Source organism: Sphingobacteriales bacterium (genome assembly GCA_016700115.1).
In the GTDB taxonomy this organism is placed as follows: domain Bacteria; phylum Bacteroidota; class Bacteroidia; order Chitinophagales; family UBA2359; genus UBA2359.
On sequence record CP064999.1, the window covers coordinates 1,593,936 to 1,615,213 of the forward strand.

Genomic DNA, 21,278 nt, shown 5'->3' on the forward strand with positions numbered 1-21,278 from the left:
GGCGTAAACCATCTTAATCCAATTCATATAGTTGAAAACACAGGCAGTTTTCTTTCTGATACTTTTTTTGACGGGAACGCTGACTGCTTTAGCACAAAAATTTCCCGAAAAGGGCGTTCCTTTGTTACAAAACTTTACGCCCGATCAGTATCTGCATAAAGGTAAGATATGGGATATTGATTCTGCGCCAAACGGAATTGTCTATATGGCAGCCGACAAAGGTTTGTTGGAATATGATGGAAAAACCTGGAAAAGTTTTACCGGGAGCGATGGGTTTACCCGTTCTTTGGCAGTGGTAAATGATTCGGTTATTTATACCGGTTCTGATTTGGATTTTGGCGTTTGGAATAAAAATAAATACGGTAATTTTGAATACCAATCCTTATATTCTTTTAAAGAAGAACTGTCCAAAATTAACGAAGAATTTTGGAACATTCATCAGTGGGGCGATAATGTCCTTTTTGTTTCAGCCTACAATATTTATATTTATAAAAACCGGCAACTTACAAAGATTGCTGCTCCCAACAAATTTACAGGTAGTTTTAATGTCAATGATACGTTGTACTTTGCCGACCAAAAATCGGGTTTATTTGTCTGGAATGAATTAAAACTAAAGCACCTTTTTGATGTGCCTGTTACAACCGATTTCGAAATATCCGGTATCTACCGTCAAAGTGAAAGACTTATTTTAGTTACCAAAAATTCAGGTTTATACAGCTATTTTAAGGAGAATCTAAGCCCTTTGAATAACCCGTTATCTCAATACCTCAAAGCTGCCAAAGTGTTTAGTTTTGAACAAATCAACCAAACTCACCTGGTATTTGGTACTATTTTGAAGGGTTTGTTTATCAGTGATTTAGACGGAAACATCATACACTACATCAACAAACACAAAGGACTCCCCAATAATACCATTTTAAGCCTTCACTATAGTCCTGCCGGAAAATTATGGTTGGGAATGGATTATGGTGTTTCATTACTCCATCTCCAAAATAATCTTACCTATTTTTATGACTACAGAGGAGATTTCGGAACAGGTTATACGGCAATCTTAAAAGACAGTATTTTTTTTCTGGGAACTAATCAAGGTCTTTACCAATTGGGCTGGGATAAACTGAATAACAATACTGAATTTAATAAATTTCAGCTTGTTCCGGGAACTGAGGGTCAGGTTTGGGCGATGAAAAACATCAACAACAAATTATTTATCGGACATGATAATGGATTGTTTTTTCTAAATGGCAACAGACTTGAACGATTGAGCAATCAAAAGGGAGTTTGGACGGTTTTGCCTTACAAAAACTATCTACTAACCGGAACCTATAATGGCATCGGTGTTTTAAAACAGTCTGGTAATAGTTGGGCTTTTGATAAGCAAATTGAACTCATATCGGGTTCTTGCAACCAACTTTTCATCGAAAAAGACAATATTCTATGGATAAATATCCCCAACTATGGGATTGTCAGGGCTGTTTTAAACAACGAGTTATACCCTGTTGAAAGACAAACTTTCTTCAAAAATACCTTTGAAGGTTACGACCCTTACCTAATCCTTCAGAAAAATGGAGTGTATGTTTTGACCGATAAATTTCAATACTTCTATTCTGAAAATGAAAATAAATTTACAGACCAAACCGCTATTGAACACGATAACAAGGTGGAAGGACTATTGCCCGGCATTTTTCAATCAGTACCATTGAATTCAGAGTTTGAGTTTTATCCGGTTTACAATGGGTTTGCCTTAAAATCTCTTAACAATAAAACCCCCAAAAGCAAAACATACTATAAACCGGTATTTAGAAATATGAATGTCTTAAACAATGATACCATCATTCCATTATTTCCCGGCGCAACAATCCCCTACCGGCTAAACAGTCTGAATGTTGAATTTATAGTACCAAACCAGGAGAATGTTTTATACCAATATAAATTGAATGAAGCCGGCAAATGGAGTTCATGGTCTAACGAAAACTCTTTTAAACTATTAAACCTAAAACATGGCAATCATATACTATCGGTAAAAGCTATGGTGAATGGAGAAATCACCGATTCCGAAAGTTTATCATTTAGAATTAGCCCGCCTTGGTTTTACTCGTGGTACGCCTATATTTTTTATACCTTACTTTTTATTTTGGTCGTTTTTATGGCTTATATCTGGCAAAAATTAGCCTTGAAAAAACAAGAAAAAATGCTAATCAATAAACAACAACAATCGCTGTTCGAACAAGAAGAAAAACATCAGCAACAACTTATATTGATAGAGCAGGAAAGATTACAAGCTGAATATGAACAAATAAAAATACAACTCAGAACCAAAACCTTAGAACTTGCAAATAAAGCAAAGGAAAATGAAGATAAAAACCGATTACTACTTGCCCTTAAAGAAAAATGTGAAACCGCCCTGCAAAATCCGGCCAACACAAAAAAAACGCTCAATGATATGCAACGACTGTTAGAATCCTATTTAATCGCAGAAGATAAAACATTCGAATTTCAGATTGACGAACTGCATCAGGAGTTTTTTTTGAAACTAAAAGAATTGTTTCCGGGCTTAACCATCAACGACCTGCGTTTATGTGCTTATTTAAAAATAGGGTTGAACTCGAAGGAAATCGCCGATATTTTAAACATTTTGCCTTCAAGCATCTATATCAGCCGTTCTCGACTAAGAAAAAAACTCAACATCCATACAGATGACGATTTGTATAATTATTTAAATTCTATTTAATTTTGAATTTTCGGGGTAAATCGGCTGGTTCCTAAATATGTAGAATTGTTTAAGAAGCTGTCCGAAAAGTCCATTTATTTTTTAATAAGGTATTAATAATTGCTGTGTAAATCATGTTTTCAGAGTAGTTGCTTTTTTTCTCGTAATCTTTACTTAATCGTCTTTTATGATAAAGCCATGCGAAGGTGCGTTCTACTACCCACCTGCGAGGCAAAACTTCAAAACCCTTTTGTCCCTCTTTCTGTGTTACGATTAACCATACCTAAGTCAGTAAATTCATCGCCACAGTTATTAGCTCTTCACCCTGATAACCGCTATCTGCCCAAACTTGCTTTATTCTACCACAAATACTTCTTAATACAGGACACTCTTTAATGCGTTCCATCAAACATATAGCACCTGCTTTTTCGCTTTTTGAAGCACTACACACATACGTTAAGTACTTGACCATATTTAGTTTGCATTAAAAGGGCTAAAATTGATTTTGAGATAATTGCCTATATTATCCATGCAACAATTGACAGCGTATAAGAGGTTATCTTTTTCGAGATAATCTTCCGGAACAAGCCACTCACACTTTAACTTTCGCCACATCGTTTCGGCGATATTCAAATGCGGCGAGTAAGTGGGCAGAAAAAAGACAAACAAGCCTCTGTTTTGCCAAATAGGCAGTAAGAGATTCAATAATTTAGATTGGTGGACACTGGAATTATCCAAGACAACAACGGTATGTTTTCTGATTTTAAGCGATAATTTATCCAAATGATTGACAATAAACTTGGCATCTATATTCTGTTGGGTGGTTTCCCAATAGCATTGATTACTTCTGCTAATCAAGCCCAATATATTGACTTTGTACCCTTTTTCTGTATATACAGCCACTTTCTCATCGGGGAATTGCCAGCCGTAGGGGACATATCCCTCGCTACTAACCCTGCTTTCATCGCCATAAAAGAGGTCTATCTGCCCTTGTTGTGACAACTTCTCCAATTCTTGCAAGTCCGATTTCTTCGACTGATAAATTTGCTCATCAGGCTTTCCTTTGCAACGCTTTCTTATACGTCTAAATCGTCCCCCAAGCTTTTTAAAAAACGTTTAAAAGTGCTCTTGCTTACTTCTTTTCCACTTGAAGCCTCCCATTCTGCCTTGGCGGTAGCTAATTTTTTGGCGATGCTGACTGACGGCTTCCAAGATAGCATGCTCATCCGATTTTTTATCAATAAGATACTTTTTCCCACGCCCCGGTTTGATGTATAAGCCTGCTATCCCATCTGATTTATACCGTTTTAACAAACTGGTCACACTCACATGACACATGCCTACTATGCTTCCTACATCTTTTGAATGCCGAACCTCAGCTTTCAACAAAATCGTCTGGCAGCGTTTTCGCAAACTATGGTTGTCTGATCTTTTAAACAGTGTCTCTAACTCTTTTCGACCTATTTCACTTAGAATAGGTGTGTTTACTCGTTCCATATCCGCAAATCCACAAAATAGTACAAACTATTTATGAAGCAATACTTATTCGCCAATAGTTTGAATAAAAATTGCCACTTTAACCATAACAAAAAGCCCTCACTATTTCGAGCAAGGGTTTTATTGGGGTAAATTCAAGTCACAGTTGCCTTAAATGAATTGTAAAGTTATTACGAGAGCTATAATGTAGGTGGAAAGAATGTCTGACGATTTATAGGTTGTAAGAAAGGTTTTTCGGCCAACTGAATGCGGAAACCTTGTCATACGTTAAGCAACTTCACTACTTCTATTTCAATTTCAAGAAAAGCAGCAATTTCCTGAACAGTTTTTCCTTTACTAAGTAGATTTAAAATAGTATTTCTTGTATCATTGTCTATTTCAGTATTATGGTTTTGTATAGTTTTATTTTCTTCATCGGAGGGAGATAAGACATCTAATAAACTTCGTATTTTATCCGCATTGCGAATAGATAAAAGTTTAATCAGATTACAAACATCTATTAGTTCTAAGAATGAGTTGTATATCAGTTTCTTTGATTCATCAGTATCTTCATACATTAAGACAAGTCTTTCAATAAAGTACGAGAAAGCATTATGACTCTCAAAAATAGAATATTCAGAAGCTATTTTTAATTGATAAACCAAATTTTTGGGAAGTAAATTATCAACAACTGATTTAGAAGCATTTAGCCTAGCTAATTTCTTTTCAATAATTTGATTAAAAAATTTAGGATTGTTTTCAAGAAGACTTTGTTCGCTCTCATCTGGATTAAGTTTTTTATTAATCTTGGATTGAAACTCTAACAAATTTAAATGATTACCAAGATATGCACCAGTATTAAATCTTGCAGTGTCATTGTCAAATGAATTAACAAGAGCTTTAGCAATTTGAGGGTCAGTTGAATGAGCAACATCAAGAATTTTCTTATAATTCTCCCTTAAAGATGGGCTATGAGGATTATTATTTATGGCTCTAATTAAGTTATCCAATAGTTGCTTTAATCCAAAACTATCAATACTTTTTTTGTGCAATGTAAAAAGTATCATTCCTATTCTCTCAACAGTATCTACAAATGATGGAAGATTATAAGCAGATTCAATTGCTTTACTAATCAAATGTTTTTTTTGTTTCATAAACTCATTCGGTAGCAGCTCAGCAATAGAATCCCACATATAAATCCTATCTGATAAATTTGGTATTTTTTCAACTTCTTGCAAAATGCTATCCCACTCTTCCCATGTTGGTTTAGATTTAATAGCAAGGGCATTTGACTTTACAAGTAATTGATAGCCATAGTGTTTAATATTGTTTGGGTCTGGTAGTTTAGTGTTGGCTATTTTTTCAAATTCATTCTTAATTTCTACCTTTTTCTGACTACTTATTTTTGTGTATTTAGACAATACAGATTTTCGTATATTAATGATCTGATGTGCTATAAAATAATCATTTTCCATTAACTTGACTAATTCTAATATTTTGCCAACTATATCATGGTCAATAGCATAATTTTCAAATTGGTCATCACAAGGATCATGAGGTAAACACTTTGTAAATAGAAATTTACAAATTCTTGAAAGTGCAATGTCTTTTAGTTTTTGATTTGGCAACTCATTTATATTGCGCATATTCTTATCATCAAAATATAAAACTACAATAACCTCTAAGATAGCACTTATGCGTTCATTCTTGTTTTTAATTTTTGAAAGTTTAGGAATTATGTAAGAGTTGATAAGTTGCTTTGGCAATTTATCATCTTTTGCCTTATGGATTATCCTTAAAATCAAAGATGACCATAAACTCATTTGTTGTCTCTCCGAAGGCAAAGAACCTATTAATTTTTCAATATTTTCGATATCCTTCTGTTCATAATTATTTTTCAAAATCAAACCAGAAAAAACTCTTATAGCAAGCTCAACAACTAAACTAAATATCTCGGTGGTATTGGGAGAATCTAATAATAAATCAGTTCTATCTTTTTCTTCCTTGACAGCACTTCTAGTTTTTTGGGCAAATTCTTTATTCTTCAGAAAAGCTGCATGATAAGCAATTTCAAAACCCAATTCTATCTTATAAACCGACTTCTCTAACTCATTCCAAGTTTGATTTAGTTTATTACAAATAATAGAAAAATCCTGTTCGTTTTGTTCGTAAATGGATATTATTTTAACGTATAAAAGACATTTGATTCTGTTATCAAACAAATTATCAACCTTTTCCAAATACTTTAAAAATTGATATATATTCACTTTTTCACTGTCTCTAAGAACTTCTAATCTATTTACAATCTCAGAAATAGCAATTTTTTGAATATCTACATCTACAATATTATCCAACAATTTATCTACTATTTTAGTATCAATTTTTTCAATACGTTGATTCAAATAGGTTGCCAAGGCTTCTAAAAAAGCATTATCTCGATCAATAGATTTATTTAATTTACGACAAATTTCTATTGCGTTATCGGGATATAATCTAACTAAATTTGTAATGATGCTTTGAACTATCTCGAAATGTGAAGCTGTTTGTTCTAGAATTTTATCTATATTATCATCAATCCCTCTTTTTGCGGCTTCTAAATATACATCAAGATTTTCCTCTTGATGTATTTGTTTAATTCTTGTAGCCTCATTTGCATAAATAGCGAAACAAGTGCATCTTATAGCTAAATCTGCAACTTTTCCAATTTCAGTATAGATGTCTAGTAATTTTTCTTCACCCTTCTCAAACTCAAATTTGCACAATGTACGTGCAATGAATAATTTAATTGCTAATAAATCATTAGTTCCTGAATTCGCCTCTATTGAAGCGGTATATTGCTCAATTTTTTCTACCAACTCATAGGCTTTATCCTTTTCTTTAAGATAAGGCAAAGGCATTGCAAAAATTTTATAATCGCTTGATTTTGGTACGTATCTATCACTCTTATCTACAACTAGTTTCAATCCCAATTCAATAATTTTATCTACGTTTTCATCTTTTTGATTATTTCCTATCCAGTTTCTAATCAAAAACATTTTTTGACTTGTGCTTTCTAATTGATTGATTTTCTCAATTATTTGATCTGAAGTTTGATTTTCAGATAGGTATAAAATTGCGTCTGCAAATTCCTTAATTTTTGGGTTGCGTATTTTTGAATAAACCTTTGTGTCTATATCTTCTTTTGACACGTCTTCTAAATTTTCTAAATTTGAATGAATGGAAAGAGATATTTGTGCTAACGCCCAATCAAAAGCATTATCATTGTCTAATATGCTTCCAGATAAGTCCTCAATTAATCGGAAAGCTAATTTGGGATTAGAATACATCAATAAAGATGCAATTTCCACTGCTGATTCTTTTATATTTTTAAAATTTTTAGACAAATCTATGTCATCGTAAAGCTCTTGAATGTTTCGTTGTATATCGTTGGGGATCTTTTCTTTTCGTTCTGTATATGCTCTTGCTATAAAAGCGAACATTTTTAGTTTATCTTCTTTTAAAAAAGCTATATTAGCCAAATTTTGAGCTTCCATATAGTCTTTCAATACAAGACTTGCTGCTATTTCATATTGCCATACAGTTGTTCGACTAAGTTCTTTAAGAGCAGATTTTAGAACAGAATATTTAAGTATTGTGGGAATATACTTGTTTTCTTTTTCGTCTTGAATCGCTTCAAGAGCCACATTAGACACACGACTTATATCACTAATTTTTTCGCTTGCTTTTAATATTTGTTTCCATCTTTCATCGGTCAATAGCTTCATTAAATCATCTTTCTTTCCCGTTTTTTTATACATTTCAGGTAATCGAACCAAGGAATCAATAGAATCCAAATCACTTAATAAATATTTAATTACAATTTCATCAATTTTCCTTTTGTAAGAGGTGAGTTTATTTTTAGCAAAATCCATGAAATCATCAAAAATAAATTCATACTTGCCTCTTGCATTTTTTTTCACAAATGAGAGAAATTGTAAAGAATTAATAATTTCTCTTTCGCTAAGTCCTATAATCTTTGAAATATCCTTTGAATTAAATTTTTCATCTTGAAAAGCAATTATTGCCAAAATTATTTTACAATTTTCATCAATATCATTCCAGAGATATTGAAAGATACTTTTTAGGTTTGATGGTGAAAGTTTGTCCGTAATATTGTCTACACTTATTCCTCGATTTTTTATTAAATACCTGAAAAATACAATCTTGCCTGCATTATTTTTACAGGCCTTATTTATACTCTCAAATTTCTCTGACGTAATACTAGAGCCAAAAACAACCAAGGATTCATCTTTTGAAAGAAATGGAATTTCATACTTATCGTATTGACAGTCTCGCTTTACAAGGTTCTTGTTCTGCTGTCCGCTAAGAAGTAGTTTTATATTTGTTTTGTCATAAGGTAATTTATCCAATATCAGTTCTTTAATCTCATTTTGCCTGTCTTGGCTTATTTCATCAAGTCCGTCTATGATAAAATAAAAAGTTTGATTGGGTTTATTTCTTATTCTTTCTGAATGTAGATAGTTTTTCAGCCAATCTTCATCTGTGTATAGGTTAATATTAACATTGTCTTCTTCTAATACACATCCTTTTTTTACAAAATGAAATTGATTACAAAACGCTTTAAGAATTGATGAATTTGAATATGTACTACTGTCCTTGCTATCAATAAAATATGCAAAACAATCATTTGGGTATTTTGCTACAAATTGATGTAAAATCGTGGTTTTCCCAATACCTTCCTCCCCCTCAATAAAAAGCACATCAAGATTTTTGATTTTATTTTCTATGGTTTGAATGATATTATCCCTTTTTACTTCATTTTCAACGTCAGGATTATATGCTCCACCACTTAGAGAAGCCAAATCTCTTATAGTCAAAGTTGAAGAAGGCTGTAAATCATTTGGTGGTATTTTTGTGCTAAGTTCATTGTAGTATTTGAAAGTAAAGTATAAATAAGAATTGACAGTATCAGTTATTAGTTCTTGAGATTTTCTATTAGTAAAAGACGGGTCATCGTGGATTTGAGAATTTCTAAAGTGATATGAAGAATGTAGTGCTTTTCCAAATTTTGTTGAATCTGTTAGAAAATTTGTTGTAAAGTGAGAAGATTGATGTGTCGGAGTTTCTATTTTTCCATTGACGATTGTAGCGTAAAATTCATCTTTTTGTGGAGTTTTTGGTATCGAAAGTTTAGAAAATAACTCATTATAGCACCAACCAAGTGCAATTGGTTTGGGTCTTTGGGGATTAGGAGCATAAGTCATTTCTATTATTTCAAACATTTTTTTAAGAAATGGTTCATACTTTGCAATTAGTCCGTCGAAAATATCTTTATTTAGCTGTCCATCAGCATATAATTCCAATTTTTCAAAAACTGACTTTGTTTCATCATGATTAGGTAATTTTTGTTCTAAAATGTATCTAAATATTTCTAGCCCTTTATCAAAATCAACTCCAACGAAGGCAGTAGTTGCAAAATCTTGAAAGTCTATAAGGATAAAATTTTCTTTTAGAGCTTTTTTAATTTTTTGCCAGTTAGCTTGGTTCTTCATTTTTTTAGTTTTCTTTTAGAATATGTGATTAATTGCCGTTCTTACAATGAGCCTTAACTTGAGTATAAAGGCAAGTTTACTGAGCACATTCACCCATTAAGGTTACACCCCTAACTCACAATCCGCAAATATACTAAATAATCAAAAAAGTCCCCACTTTACCAAGAAGGGGCTTTTAAAGCTATACAGTTAACTGTTGTTTAATTTCTACCGAACTCTAAATTGGAAAGGGTCAGACCAATAACTGTAGCCTTTCGTGCTGAAGGTTTGGGTTTGAAACCAATAAAGTCTGCCGGTAGTTAGTTCGGTTAAATAGAACGTGGCTTTTGTTTGAAGGGGAAGCTCAGTCCACGCAGTGTCGGGGCCTAAAGGATCGGGTGCGAAAAGAATTTGGTTTTGGATGGAGTTCGTCATTTTTTTTGATTTGATAATGGCATCTCCGCTTAGAAGCTGTCCGAAAAGTCCATTTATCTTTTTAATAAGGCATTAATCATTGCTATGTAAATCATGTTTTCAGAGTAGTTGCTTTTTTTCTCGTAATCTTTACTTAATCGTCTTTTATGATTAAGCCATGCGAAGGTGCGTTCTACTACCCACCTGCGAGGCAAAACTTCAAAACCCTTTTGTCCCTCTTTCTGTGTTATGATTAACCATACCCAAGTCAGTAAATTCATCACCATAGTTATTAGTTCTTCACCCCGATAACCTCTATCTGCCCAAACTTGCTTTATTCTACCACAAATACTTCCTAATACAGGACGCTCTTTAATGCGTTCCATCAAACATATAGCACCTTCTTTTTCGCTTTTTGCAGCACTACATACATACGCTATCGGTACCAAACCCTGCGTGTCTGTTAAAATGAAGCGTTTCCGCCCTTTTATTTTTTTACGGTCGTCATAGCCTCGCTATTCTCCTCCGCAACCGGTTGTTTTGACCGACTGACTATCAATCATTGCAGCACTTGGGCAACTTTCCCTTCCTGTTTGTCTGCGGTATTTGCTCACTAACAGGGCATTGTTCTTTTCCCATCTGCCTTCCTTACTCTATTTGGTAAAATAATCATGCACCGTTGACCAATTAGGAAGGTCATGGGGTATTATCTGCAACTGACAGCCGGTACATAACACATAAAAGATAGCAATTACCACCTCTTTTATTACCACTTTTCATGGACGACCACCCGGCTTTGCGGCAGGCAGTAACGGTTTCAACTTCTCCCATGCAACTTTACTCATATCACTGGGATAAGCCCACCGTTTTGAAACACTTGGTTTGGCATTTTTCTTGAGTTGTCTTTTAAATTTCTCCTTGGCTTTTTTATTTTATTCCGTTCCTTTGTATTTGCGTTTATAATTGATTGTTTTATGAAATTGTTGCTAACTTTTGCACAATTTTAATCGCTGTGAACGCATTTTATAGGCTTATTGAAATTCATTATGCCTCTACAGCCCTTTGTAAGATACTTTTCGGGCAGCTTCTAAGGAACAAACCCTCTTAGCACAAAAAATCCACGCCAACATAAATTGGGGTGTTTTTTTTTGTTCGATTAGAATTAATGGGCTAATAACCATTTTAAATATTCGGATTCTATAAGTACTGTTCAATTGCTTATGCCATTAGAGTTGCTGGCACAAATTTGCACCCTAACTTCTGCACCCGATTCAAACCCGGTAATCGAACGACAAGTTGTAATTAAATTTTGATAAATTAGGGTGGAGATTAGAAAAAAGAGGTCTCGCATAGTAAATAAAGAGCAATGATAGAATCGGTAAATGATGTTCTGAAAACAGTTTACAATTAAGAACACACAAGACATCGTTAACCGGAAAACGCAGCTACATATTTTATAACTGCGCTAATTGCTTATCAATCCTTGATAAAAAGCCATCTGTTTTTATCCCCAACCAAAATAATTACTCAAATACTATCCAATTTGTTGCTTAACATCACTTAAGGCCTTGTAAAATAAAGCACTAATTCCATATCTCACGTTAAAGTAAGGGGTCATATAAAACCCGTTTGTTTAAAAGATACAGAAAGACCGGATTAAATGCTTTTGGCAACCATTGGAAAGAAGGCTTTGTTAATTTGCGATACTTGAAAACAAAAAATGTTGTGAATGAACTGATAAGAGGTAGATTCAAAAATCCCTCCTTTGCTTATTACCAATTCAATGAAAAAGGGAACGGATCTGATATTTTACTCCAGCAAATGCGTTTTTTCTTTTTTTGACAACAAGGCAGCTTATTTTCTTTGGGCAAACCCACACAAACAACCCAACTATTTACCTCATTTGTTGTTAGGCTGTGGTGTAAAACCGTATATTTGCCCCTCAAAACAGGAACATCCATTCAAAAATATCCTTTAAAAAATGGCAGAAGTAATCAACATGCCCCTGATGAGCGACACAATGACCGAAGGTGTTATTGCAGCGTGGCATAAAAATATAGGCGACAAAGTAAGTTCAGGCGATTTGTTGGCCGAAATAGAAACCGACAAGGCAACTATGGAATTTGAATCGCCTGCCAACGGTGTGTTGTTATACCGCGCTCCTGAAGGGGAGGCAGTCAAGGTAAACGCTGTTTTGGCCATTATTGGCAAGGCCGGTGAGGATATCAGAGCATTGCTCAATTCGGGAGGAAGCGAACCGGAAAAGAAATCCCCGACAACCGAGGTGGTTCAAAAAACTAACGAGCAACCTGTTATTCAGGAAACAATGCCGGTTACAGCTATTGTCGAAACTCCCGCGACTGAGGCGGGAGACGGACGGTTGAAAGCTTCACCACTTGCAAAAAGCTTGGCCAAACAAAACAATATAGACATCAGTCTGGTAAAAGGAAGCGGAGAAGATGGACGCATCATCAAACGGGATATTGAAGCCTTTATTCAGACACCTGCTGAACAAAAGCAGCCTGAACCTGAAACAATTGACAAGACCTTAGCATTTTCAGGTACTGAAAGTTTTCAGGATGTACGGGTTTCGCAAATGCGCAAAACTATCGCCCGCCGGTTGGCCGAGAGCAAGTTTAGTGCTCCTCATTTTTACCTCACGATGGAGCTGACGATGGATAAAGCCATGGCCGCCCGTAGCAGCATGAATGAGTTTTCGCCGGTAAAAATATCTTTCAACGACCTGATTGTAAAGGCCGTCAGTATGGCTTTGCGTCAACATCCTGCGGTCAATTCTTCGTGGATGGGGGATTTTATCCGTTTTAACCAACATATACATATTGGTGTAGCGGTGGCAGTAGATGAAGGTCTGTTAGTACCTGTTCTTCGTTTTGCAGACAACAAATCGCTCAGCCAGATTGCCGCCGAAACCAAAGATCTGGCTCAAAAAGCACAAAACAAAAAGCTTGCACCGGCCGATATGCAGGGCAATACCTTTACCATTTCAAATCTCGGTATGTTCGACATTGATGAGTTTACCGCCATCATCAACCCGCCGGATGCCTGTATTTTGGCAGTTGGGAAAATTGCAGCGGTTCCTGCTGTAGTCAACAACGAAATCAAGGTGGTCAACAAAATGAAGATTACATTGTCCTGCGACCACAGGGTGGTGGATGGAGTAACCGGCGCTAAATTTTTGCAAACCTTAAAAGGTCTGCTGGAAGACCCGATCCGATTGTTGGTATAGTACAGAACCAGTTTGTTTTCAGGTTCTGAAATGTCCGCTTACCCTTTGTTGATGCCATTCAACAGCAACAACATCGTTTTTAACTCTTTTACCTCTTCTTCGAGGCGGCGCACCCTTTTTTTGAGTTTTTTAACCGCATCTTTTGAACCGGAGTGTTTGTCTGACTGATGTTGCTCGTTGCGAAGCCGTGCAAGTTCTGCTTCCCGTTGCAGGATTTCGAGTAGCTGCTTCCCTTCTTTCGGGTTCAAAGTGCCTTTTTCCTGAAAATCGGTCAAGACCTTTGCTACTTTGTCTTTGGCCAACTGTTTGAGCAAGCCCATACCGGCTTCAGTAATCGCCCGAATCAGTTTATCATCATTCCCATTGTTGTTCGAGTTGTTTTCAGGCATTTCCTTTGCCGGGGTTTCTTTGTTTTCCTGTTGCTCTTTCAGGTTGGTGATTTCGATGAATTTCGGATGTTGATTTTCCATGTCTGTTTATATTTTTACGGTTAATAGGTAATTTTTAGAATTTGATGCGTATTCTGTTCTTTAACAACAAACTGCCTCCAGTTAAGTCAAATTTTCATTCAAGGAACTTCGTTCAAAAGATTGGTCGCAAAATCTGACTTCCAATTACCTCTTAATGTGGGATTTTGCTTGTTTTCTTCCAGTAACTCCAAAAAAACAGTGCGAGAGATATGTCTTGCTCCGAGACTTTCGAGATGATCGGTATGTAGCTGACAATCAACTAAGGTAAATCCTTGTTGAGCAAGTTGCCTGACTAAGACAATAAATCCGTATTTTGAAGCATTGCTCTGAAAACTGAACATTGACTCTCCGTAAAAATGCCTTCCCAATGAAACACCATACAGCCCTCCGGACAGTTCACCGGTTTTGGTGTTCCAAACCTCAACTGAATGTGCGAACCCGGCCTGATGCAGATCCTGAAACGCTGTTTCCATGTTACGGGTAATCCAGGTGCCGTTTTGACCTTTTCGGGCAATGCGTTTACAGGCTTGCACCACTTCATTAAAACAGGTGTCAAATGTGAGGGTAAATTGTCCGTTTTTTAAAACCTGCTTCATGCTTTTTGAAACCTTGAGTTCGTGGGGATATAGTACAAACCGAGGATTGGGCGACCACCAAAGAATTGGTTCTCCCTTGCTATACCAGGGGAAAATTCCCTTGCGGTAGGCTAAAATCAGCCGCTTTACCGATAAATCGCCGCCAATTGCCAACAATCCATCGGGGCCGGCTAAATTAGGAGGGGGAAACACCAAATCTTTTGTCAACAAAAAAGGCATGTTTCAATTGGTTGGTTGTAGCAGACAAGGATAATCAAAAAAAGGGAAAAAACCAGTTTTGGGGTTAAAAGATAAGGAATAATTCTAAAAAAGCTTCCTGTCAAATTTTTTTTATTGATCAGTAGCGGGTCGAGGTCTGTTTCTAAAGATAAAAGGTAACCTTAGCAGGGGTACAATGGTTTATTGCAGGGGTGCAACAGGCTAATGCAGGGGTGCAACAGGCTAATGCAGGGGTGCTATAAGTCTATGCGGAGGCGATTTAAAGTGTTGCAGGGGTTCAGTGGTTCATTGCAGAGGTACAATGGTTTATTGCAGGGGTGTATCAGTTTACTGCAAGGGTGCAATAAGTCTATGTAGAGGTGATTTAAAGTGATGCAGGGGTGCGAAGGTTCATTGCAGGGGTACTATAAGACAATTCAGAGGGGCAATAAAGCTTTGTTGACCTGCAAAATAGTATTGCAAAGGACGAATTTGAGATTTATATTTTTGGAATTTAAAATCTGAACAATAGAAAGCCCGTTTTTAGATTAAACATGCAAATGTATGAAAGGCATAAAGGTATATTCGTTGTGTGGGGATGCCAATGTCAGAATTCAGGTTGATGGTATAAAAATAATCAGATTAGGAATGGCGGTTTCGGAATAACGGTTGTAGAGACAAGGCATGCCTTGTCTCTACCAACATGGAATCACCCCAGAAAGGAACCGCAGACAGCCAAATTCTGTCAGGAATTCAGAATTTTTTTCAAACCGTCAATCACATTTTCCCAGTTAGAGGCTGAATGTTTTGCTCGTGTTTCGTCATAATTGGATTGGGTAATTACGAGTTTTGTGAGGTTTTTCAGATCAAAAACTTCATACTGCACAAAGAGGTAATTTTCCGGCTTATCGGGTAGCCCGCTCCAATTGCTTAAATAGCTGAAGCTGAGTTTATGGAGTGGTTCAAACTCCAAAACGATTCCCTTGTCCTGATAAGCCATGCCGTTGTATTCCCCTTTAAAGTAAATCGGGTTGCCAACTACCCAATCGGTTTCCAGATTTGAACCAAAGAAATATTGTTTTACAATTAAAGGATTTGTCAAGGCCTCCCAAACTTTTTCAACAGGGGCATTGACGGTGGTTTCATAAACAGATTTGAAATCGGATTGCATTTTTAATCAGGTTTAAATTGAAAAGCTTTATTTAGATTCCTTTTTTATCCGGGCATTTCAATGGTTACATTTCCTTTTTTATGTCCTAAATCCACATAAGTATGGGCCAGTGTGATTTGATCTAACCGGAATTTTCTGTCAATCACCGGTTTCAGGAAACCACCTTCTACCAGTTTTTTTAAAAAAACCATATCTTCGGCAGTCGCTTTTGCTTCACCCATAATGACTTTTTTGCCTTGGGTTAAAGAAACCCAAAATCCTTGGAGGGCTTCGATAAACATGGCAGAACCTAAAATCAACACTTCATCTTTTTTGACCAGTTTGCTGATTTTTGTAACTGAAACTTTATTTACTGTTTCGAAGATAATATCAAACATAAAACCGAGATACGCAACATCTTTGTTGGTATAATCCAAAACTTTATCGGCTCCCAATGATTTGACTAAATCAATATTTCCGGTACTGCACACACCGGTAACCGAGGCTCCAAAGTATTTTGCAATCTGTACAGCAGCAGAACCTACTGCCCCTGAAGCACCGTAAATCAAAACTTTTTGTCCGGACTGAATATTTGCCTTCTTTAAAAAATAGAGTGCAGTATGTCCGCCAAAAGGGATTGAGGCGGCTTCTTCATAATTAACATTACCCGGCATCTTTGCCATTACGGCAGATTCCGGAAGGCTGATATATTCGGCATAAGTCCCCATTTTAGTGTCCGATAAACCAAACAATTTGTCCCCTTCTTTGAAAAGTGTTACCGAATTGCCGGTTTTAACCACATCTCCCGCAAAGACAACACCGAGTACCGGTAGGCGGGGCTTAAACAACCCAAATAATAGGCGTACTAAAAAAGGGTCAGCCTTCCGCAAACGGCAGTCTCCCGAATTGACGGCCGTTGCTTTGATCCGGATTAAAACATCATGATCGCCAACTTCAGGCATATCTGTTTCTGTTAGTTCCAAAACATCCGGTGCTCCGTATTTCCTGTAAACCACTGCTTTCATTTTTCCGTTTTCCATATAGCGCTAAATTTTATAGAAGAATCACATCATTTAGTCAGAACCTTATGCAGATTTTCTCAGCACAGCCTGATTAAATATTTTTTTGCAACAGTGTTCAAATTTACATCAATTCTGACAAGAATCAAAAATATTTCCGGTTTTGTGAACGCCAAATTGCCAGATGAGAGGGTTTGAGAGAAAAAACAATGTTTTCAGAAACAGAATTGACAAATAAAAGATTTTAAAAAGAAAGTTTAAATCCTGAAAATCTTTTTCTTTTATAATTCAGGATAAATTTCTTTTTTTATTGAAAATCCTTTTCTCTGACTCAGTAACTAACAACAAAAAAAGGAAATAATAATTAACGCGCTAAGGCACTTTAATTATTATTTCCTTTTTTAAAATCCTTTTTTAGAATTTGATGCTTTAAATTTCAAACTGATTCAACAATTCTTCGAGTTGGTTCAGCCCCATTGAGAATCCTTCTTCAAAGCCCATTTCAACCAATTTCAGCAAATCTTCTTCTGTGGCAAAAATTAGTTTGGCTTCTACTCTTGTTCCTGTTTTTGTTTCAATAAATGTATTGAGCCATGTAGATAAAGGCAATGCTGTGTTTACATTTCCTTCTTCATCACAAAAGGCATCCTCTATTTCAAAACTGACGAGTGGGGAAATCGCTAAAAAATTAGCCCGCGCCCAATGTTTGGTATTATCCGGCCCCACCATGGCGTACATCCAATATCCGCCAACGATAAAGTCCATAAACTTAGTCTCTGCTTTCCATGGTTTCGGTGCCCACCATTGATCCAATATTTCTTTTTCTGTAAAAGCGCGCCAAACGGTTTTTAGCGAGGCATTAAATTCCCGCGAAATCAAGATGGATTTATTGGCTAAATCCTTTGTAACCTGTGTTTTGTTTTCAGTGTTCATTTTTAAAAAAATTTGAGTTAGTGGAATATATGTTGTCAGATTGATTAAAAAACGCTGCACACTTTTACCGGGAATACGCTATCAAACCGGTATTTTTTTTCATTTCTTCTTAAAAATTTGAAAAAATGCTTTCAGCAACTAATTGGTTGCAAATATAAGTGCAACATTTCGGTTGCACAACATTTCATTAAAAAAAATTTTCAGAGGGGAGGTAATCGGACAATACTTTAAGGATAAAGGCTAAAGTATCTATGAAATCCTGTAGTTTTAAGCCTGATGTCTGAATTTCAGAAAATGTTAATCATTGGTGGTTTCCAGTTCAATCAGCCTGCGGTAGAACAGGCCTAAAGCCAAAGCTGAGGCGATACAAAGTGCTGCCATTATCAGGAAGGAGTATTGAATATGGTTGACAAAGAAAGTGCCGGAAAGCAATCCGATAAAGCCGAATCGCATCAATACATTAATTACCTGAAAAACGCTGGAAGTGCGTCCGATAATCTGGTTGGGAATATGGTTGAACAGGTAAGTTACACGCATAATTCGCGCACCGGCGTTGGCAAGCCCCAACAAAAATGCCATCAGGTAGTAAATGCCGACCTGCCTGTTGAAAATCAGAATGCAGAAAGCAGAAGCCGACAAAAAGGCCATCAGAATATTGCCTTTCACCGTTGCTTTTTGGGAAAAAAGTTTTGCCACAAATAGACCAGACACAATAGCACCTACTGCAAAAGCCACATCCCCGATGGCATAAGCATCGGCTGAGGCGTGAAGATAGTTTTTGACAAAGTTGGGCATGAGTACAAAATTGAGCACCATGGTTGTTACAAAAACAAAGTAGGAAAAATTGCCGAATAAAAAAACGAGCGGGTTCTTATTTAGGAAGCCGATGCCGATTTTGAACCGCTCTTTGATCGAAAGGTTTTCGGGATGCCGGTTAGATTGAGGAGTATATTTGATGGTTAAGATGAGTAGAAAAGAAACTAAGTAAGTCAGTCCGTCGAGCAGGAACACTTGGTGCAGACTCCATTTTTTGATGGTGAACGGTATATATAAGGTATAACCTGCAAAATTGTAATCACCTTGTGGAATTCCGGTCAGAAGCAGAGCGGCCAAACCACCGGCGAGGGCGTTGGTAAACTGCCCCTGAATTTCGAGGTAGGAAGTAATCCGGGAATAATCCTGACGGCTGCTGATTTCCTGTGCAAAAGCATAAAGCGCGGGGTAATGGATATTGTAATTAAAAAATGTCGTCAAAAAAACCAATGCCACCAATGGCACCGGCAGACTACCCCAAATATATCCGGTGAGTGCAATGCTCAACAGGACTAAAGCACCGGCCATGTTTTCGGCCAAAAAAATTCCTTTACGACTGTAGTGGTCTATCAATGTGCCTGCATACAATCCCCAAAACAAAGAAATAAAGGTGGCAACAGCATAGATAGCGTTGAACAGCGAAATTTTTTGAAGCACATCGGCAAAATACCAGGGCACTGCCAACATACTGATGCCCTGTGCTGCTCCTGAAATGGTATTGGCGGCAAATAATCGCAGGATAGCGGACTTGTTTTTCAAACCGGTATTTTGGCGGCAAAGTTAAACTTTTTAAAATGCCGGAACTCATGAATTTTCAGATGACCATCTATTAAAAAGGGTTACTCAGGCATGGAAATAAAATGCAACGAGAGTAAGAAGGCAATCTGTTTTTTTGGCATATTTATTGCTGCAAAACTGTTGGATATTCCGCTATTTAGAGATGGAGGCTATAAAATAAAAGCATACAATACTTAGTCCTTTTAAAATCCTAAGAAAAAGCCGTTTTAGTCTGTTCATTGAAAAAGTCAGGTATTCGTGCTCTTTAACAGTAAAGTTTAACAACAGATGCCCGGAAATAAGTAAGTTATTTGTAAAAAAAACATCGTTTTTAGAAAATGATTACTGAATAACCAAAAACGTATTTAGCTTTGCGCCGTGATTCAGCTTTAGAAATAAGTCAAAACAATACTTAATTACCATAACAACAAAATAATATAATGGTAAGATGCGCACATTTTTTAGAAATGTCCGTATCTTGCAGCCCGAATTTGTAATAAGTAATCCGATTGATGAGGAAAAATATCTTTTTTGGAATTTTTATATTGATGGTTGTGTTGCAAACTTCATGCAGCGAAGAAGGGAGCAAATCAGGGCAAAATGAGCAGCCAAAGATGAGCAGTGCAGATTCGACAGCTACTGCCAACAAAGCAAAAAGAGCGCAAGATATCGTGAACCAGGCTGTACAACTTGCAGGTGTGTATTGTAAATGTTCTGAGCGGGTGGCAGAAACCTCTCGGAAAGAATGTAAAGGGCAAGTATTGGGAGCAGTAAATCAAATTACTGCAGTGTTGAAAGGAGCAGAAAAAGATGCTTTTGAAGCTACTTATAATGAAGGAATAAAATCTTGCAAATAAAATTGTCCTACCCATTTTTAATAAATTTTTAAAACAACCAACAATGAAGAAGTTACTACTTGTTCTCGCAACAGTTGCTTTCTTTTCTGCCTGCAGCGGAGAGAGTAAACCTGCAGACACCAAAACAGAAGAACCGACGACTACGACAACCACAACGACTACGACAACCCAAGCTGCTGATACTACTGCTGCAGCAAAGGCTGACACGACCGCCGGCGGTCAATAGTCTAAATCGCGCTAACATCTGAAGGGAGTATTTAACGGCAATATTGCTGTTGAATACTCCTCTAAGGTGTCTGAACACACAGTAATGATGCCATTATGGCCGACCCGAAAGAAAAAAACAAAAAAATCATTTCAAAAATCACAACTCTGAAAACTCATGTTTCTAACCACTATTATGAAACGACAATTTGTTCTGCCGCTTATCTCAATCGTATGGTTGTTTGTCATTAACGCATGTAACAGCAACAAGCAGGCACTTGATTCAAAAAACGGACAGGTGCAAAGCAAGGAAACTGTTGAGAAGACATTAAAACCCGGTCAACCTATAGAAGCCGGAGATACGAATACCTATAAAACTGAGTATGGAAGCGTTAAACTTCGGCGAAGCCCCGAAGATATTAAAGCAGCCGAAGACAGGGAAAAAGCGAATGAACCGATTATACGTCAACAAAGAATATTGGAATTTGCTGAAATGATGTCCGGAAAATATTGCGCCTGCAAAGGAAGTAACAGCGAAGTTAAAGCCTGTCAGGAAAAAGTTCAATCAGAATTGGATGCTGTGATGAATGATACATCTATGGGGCTTACTAATGATGAAAAGAACCTGATAAAAAGCATGTTCGGAACAGCTACTCAAAACTGCAAATAAAACCGGTATCAGACCAGTTTTTTTCTTAACCCATAACCATGTAAATTGTACATTTTTTGAGCAGGACAGACGCAAAATCAAAATTTCTTCCTTTACTTTGCATTTCGGATGAAAAATTGGTGTGAAAATTGAAGGATGTTCTTTAATTTTGCGCCGTTTAATGAGAAAAATGAACAAATTACAGACACAAATTTGAATTATTTATTAATTAATCAC

18 protein-coding genes and 1 pseudogene are annotated in these 21,278 nt (G+C 36.4%); 5 read left to right on the forward strand and 14 right to left on the reverse strand.

The features are described 5' to 3' along the window. The first annotated feature begins 31 nt into the window (after window positions 1-31). Window positions 32-2,728, forward strand: a complete 2,697-nt coding sequence (locus IPM47_05610) for a hypothetical protein (protein ID QQS30423.1) — start codon at window positions 32-34, stop codon at window positions 2,726-2,728. 139 nt (window positions 2,729-2,867) lie between these two features. On the opposite strand, the pseudogene IPM47_05615 reads toward IPM47_05610, so the two are convergent. From IPM47_05615 to IPM47_05650, 8 genes and pseudogenes are all read right to left on the reverse strand, one after another. Next, a pseudogene (locus IPM47_05615) lies at window positions 2,868-2,957 on the reverse strand (transposase). A gap of 33 nt (window positions 2,958-2,990) precedes the next feature. Beyond that, entirely contained in the window at window positions 2,991-3,179 is a 189-nt protein-coding gene (locus IPM47_05620; GenBank protein ID QQS30424.1) for a hypothetical protein, read from the reverse strand. Between the two features lie 2 nt (window positions 3,180-3,181). After that, window positions 3,182-3,787, reverse strand: a complete 606-nt coding sequence (locus IPM47_05625; protein ID QQS31391.1) for an IS630 family transposase — start codon at window positions 3,785-3,787, stop codon at window positions 3,182-3,184. A 36-nt stretch (window positions 3,788-3,823) separates the two neighbouring features. Next, window positions 3,824-4,204 carry a helix-turn-helix domain-containing protein gene (locus tag IPM47_05630; protein QQS30425.1) on the reverse strand — a complete coding sequence of 127 codons (381 nt, stop codon included), beginning with the start codon at window positions 4,202-4,204 and terminating at the stop codon, window positions 3,824-3,826. A gap of 260 nt (window positions 4,205-4,464) precedes the next feature. Continuing rightward, window positions 4,465-9,735, reverse strand: coding sequence for a hypothetical protein (locus tag IPM47_05635; GenBank protein QQS30426.1), 5,271 nt, complete (start codon window positions 9,733-9,735; stop codon window positions 4,465-4,467). A gap of 207 nt (window positions 9,736-9,942) precedes the next feature. Continuing rightward, window positions 9,943-10,149, reverse strand: coding sequence for a hypothetical protein (locus tag IPM47_05640; protein QQS30427.1), 207 nt, complete (start codon window positions 10,147-10,149; stop codon window positions 9,943-9,945). A 53-nt stretch (window positions 10,150-10,202) separates the two neighbouring features. Further along, a complete protein-coding gene (locus tag IPM47_05645) occupies window positions 10,203-10,619 on the reverse strand; it encodes a transposase (protein QQS31392.1) in 417 nt (138 codons plus the stop codon). A gap of 162 nt (window positions 10,620-10,781) precedes the next feature. Further along, window positions 10,782-10,901, reverse strand: a complete 120-nt coding sequence (locus IPM47_05650; protein ID QQS30428.1) for a transposase — start codon at window positions 10,899-10,901, stop codon at window positions 10,782-10,784. Window positions 10,902-12,109: 1,208 nt separating this feature from the next. On the opposite strand from IPM47_05650, the gene IPM47_05655 reads away from it, so the two are divergent. Next, window positions 12,110-13,375, forward strand: coding sequence for a pyruvate dehydrogenase complex dihydrolipoamide acetyltransferase (locus IPM47_05655; protein ID QQS30429.1), 1,266 nt, complete (start codon window positions 12,110-12,112; stop codon window positions 13,373-13,375). Between the two features lie 38 nt (window positions 13,376-13,413). Here IPM47_05655 and IPM47_05660 read toward each other — a convergent pair whose 3' ends face one another. The 6 genes from IPM47_05660 to IPM47_05685 all read right to left on the reverse strand — a co-directional run bounded on the left by IPM47_05660 (window position 13,414) and on the right by IPM47_05685 (window position 19,313). Further along, window positions 13,414-13,845, reverse strand: a complete 432-nt coding sequence (locus IPM47_05660) for a hypothetical protein (protein QQS30430.1) — start codon at window positions 13,843-13,845, stop codon at window positions 13,414-13,416. 98 nt (window positions 13,846-13,943) lie between these two features. Beyond that, window positions 13,944-14,660 carry a leucyl/phenylalanyl-tRNA--protein transferase gene (locus IPM47_05665; GenBank protein QQS30431.1) on the reverse strand — a complete coding sequence of 239 codons (717 nt, stop codon included), beginning with the start codon at window positions 14,658-14,660 and terminating at the stop codon, window positions 13,944-13,946. A gap of 724 nt (window positions 14,661-15,384) precedes the next feature. Continuing rightward, complete coding sequence (locus tag IPM47_05670) at window positions 15,385-15,810, reverse strand: SRPBCC domain-containing protein (GenBank protein QQS30432.1); 426 nt, start codon at window positions 15,808-15,810, stop codon at window positions 15,385-15,387. A 44-nt stretch (window positions 15,811-15,854) separates the two neighbouring features. After that, window positions 15,855-16,814 (reverse strand): NAD(P)-dependent alcohol dehydrogenase, encoded by a 960-nt coding sequence (locus IPM47_05675; protein ID QQS31393.1) that lies wholly within the window; start codon window positions 16,812-16,814, stop codon window positions 15,855-15,857. Window positions 16,815-17,237: 423 nt separating this feature from the next. Continuing rightward, window positions 17,238-17,741 (reverse strand): SRPBCC domain-containing protein, encoded by a 504-nt coding sequence (locus IPM47_05680; GenBank protein QQS30433.1) that lies wholly within the window; start codon window positions 17,739-17,741, stop codon window positions 17,238-17,240. Between the two features lie 297 nt (window positions 17,742-18,038). Continuing rightward, window positions 18,039-19,313 (reverse strand): MFS transporter, encoded by a 1,275-nt coding sequence (locus IPM47_05685; protein QQS30434.1) that lies wholly within the window; start codon window positions 19,311-19,313, stop codon window positions 18,039-18,041. Window positions 19,314-19,843: 530 nt separating this feature from the next. Between IPM47_05685 and IPM47_05690 the strand changes: the two genes are divergently transcribed. The 3 genes from IPM47_05690 (at window position 19,844) to IPM47_05700 (ending at window position 21,062) form a co-directional block, all read left to right on the forward strand. Further along, complete coding sequence (locus IPM47_05690; protein ID QQS30435.1) at window positions 19,844-20,188, forward strand: hypothetical protein; 345 nt, start codon at window positions 19,844-19,846, stop codon at window positions 20,186-20,188. Window positions 20,189-20,231: 43 nt separating this feature from the next. Then, complete coding sequence (locus tag IPM47_05695; protein ID QQS30436.1) at window positions 20,232-20,414, forward strand: hypothetical protein; 183 nt, start codon at window positions 20,232-20,234, stop codon at window positions 20,412-20,414. Between the two features lie 174 nt (window positions 20,415-20,588). Then, window positions 20,589-21,062: a hypothetical protein gene (locus IPM47_05700; GenBank protein QQS30437.1), complete on the forward strand. Its 474-nt coding sequence runs from the start codon at window positions 20,589-20,591 to the stop codon at window positions 21,060-21,062. The last annotated feature ends 216 nt before the right edge of the window (window positions 21,063-21,278 follow it).

What these genes read in the sequence shown, in the direction of transcription:
- IPM47_05620 (QQS30424.1), bottom strand. Translation starts at nt 3,179, where the DNA reads ATGGTCAAGTACTTAACGTATGTGTGTAGTGCTTCAAAAAGCGAAAAA.
- IPM47_05630 (QQS30425.1), bottom strand. Translation starts at nt 4,204, where the DNA reads ATGGAACGAGTAAACACACCTATTCTAAGTGAAATAGGTCGAAAAGAG.
- IPM47_05635 (QQS30426.1), bottom strand. Translation starts at nt 9,735, where the DNA reads ATGAAGAACCAAGCTAACTGGCAAAAAATTAAAAAAGCTCTAAAAGAA.
- IPM47_05640 (QQS30427.1), bottom strand. Translation starts at nt 10,149, where the DNA reads ATGACGAACTCCATCCAAAACCAAATTCTTTTCGCACCCGATCCTTTA.
- IPM47_05655 (QQS30429.1), top strand. Translation starts at nt 12,110, where the DNA reads ATGGCAGAAGTAATCAACATGCCCCTGATGAGCGACACAATGACCGAA.
- IPM47_05660 (QQS30430.1), bottom strand. Translation starts at nt 13,845, where the DNA reads ATGGAAAATCAACATCCGAAATTCATCGAAATCACCAACCTGAAAGAG.
- IPM47_05665 (QQS30431.1), bottom strand. Translation starts at nt 14,660, where the DNA reads ATGCCTTTTTTGTTGACAAAAGATTTGGTGTTTCCCCCTCCTAATTTA.
- IPM47_05670 (QQS30432.1), bottom strand. Translation starts at nt 15,810, where the DNA reads ATGCAATCCGATTTCAAATCTGTTTATGAAACCACCGTCAATGCCCCT.
- IPM47_05675 (QQS31393.1), bottom strand. Translation starts at nt 16,814, where the DNA reads ATGAAAGCAGTGGTTTACAGGAAATACGGAGCACCGGATGTTTTGGAA.
- IPM47_05680 (QQS30433.1), bottom strand. Translation starts at nt 17,741, where the DNA reads ATGAACACTGAAAACAAAACACAGGTTACAAAGGATTTAGCCAATAAA.
- IPM47_05690 (QQS30435.1), top strand. Translation starts at nt 19,844, where the DNA reads ATGAGGAAAAATATCTTTTTTGGAATTTTTATATTGATGGTTGTGTTG.
- IPM47_05695 (QQS30436.1), top strand. Translation starts at nt 20,232, where the DNA reads ATGAAGAAGTTACTACTTGTTCTCGCAACAGTTGCTTTCTTTTCTGCC.
- IPM47_05700 (QQS30437.1), top strand. Translation starts at nt 20,589, where the DNA reads ATGAAACGACAATTTGTTCTGCCGCTTATCTCAATCGTATGGTTGTTT.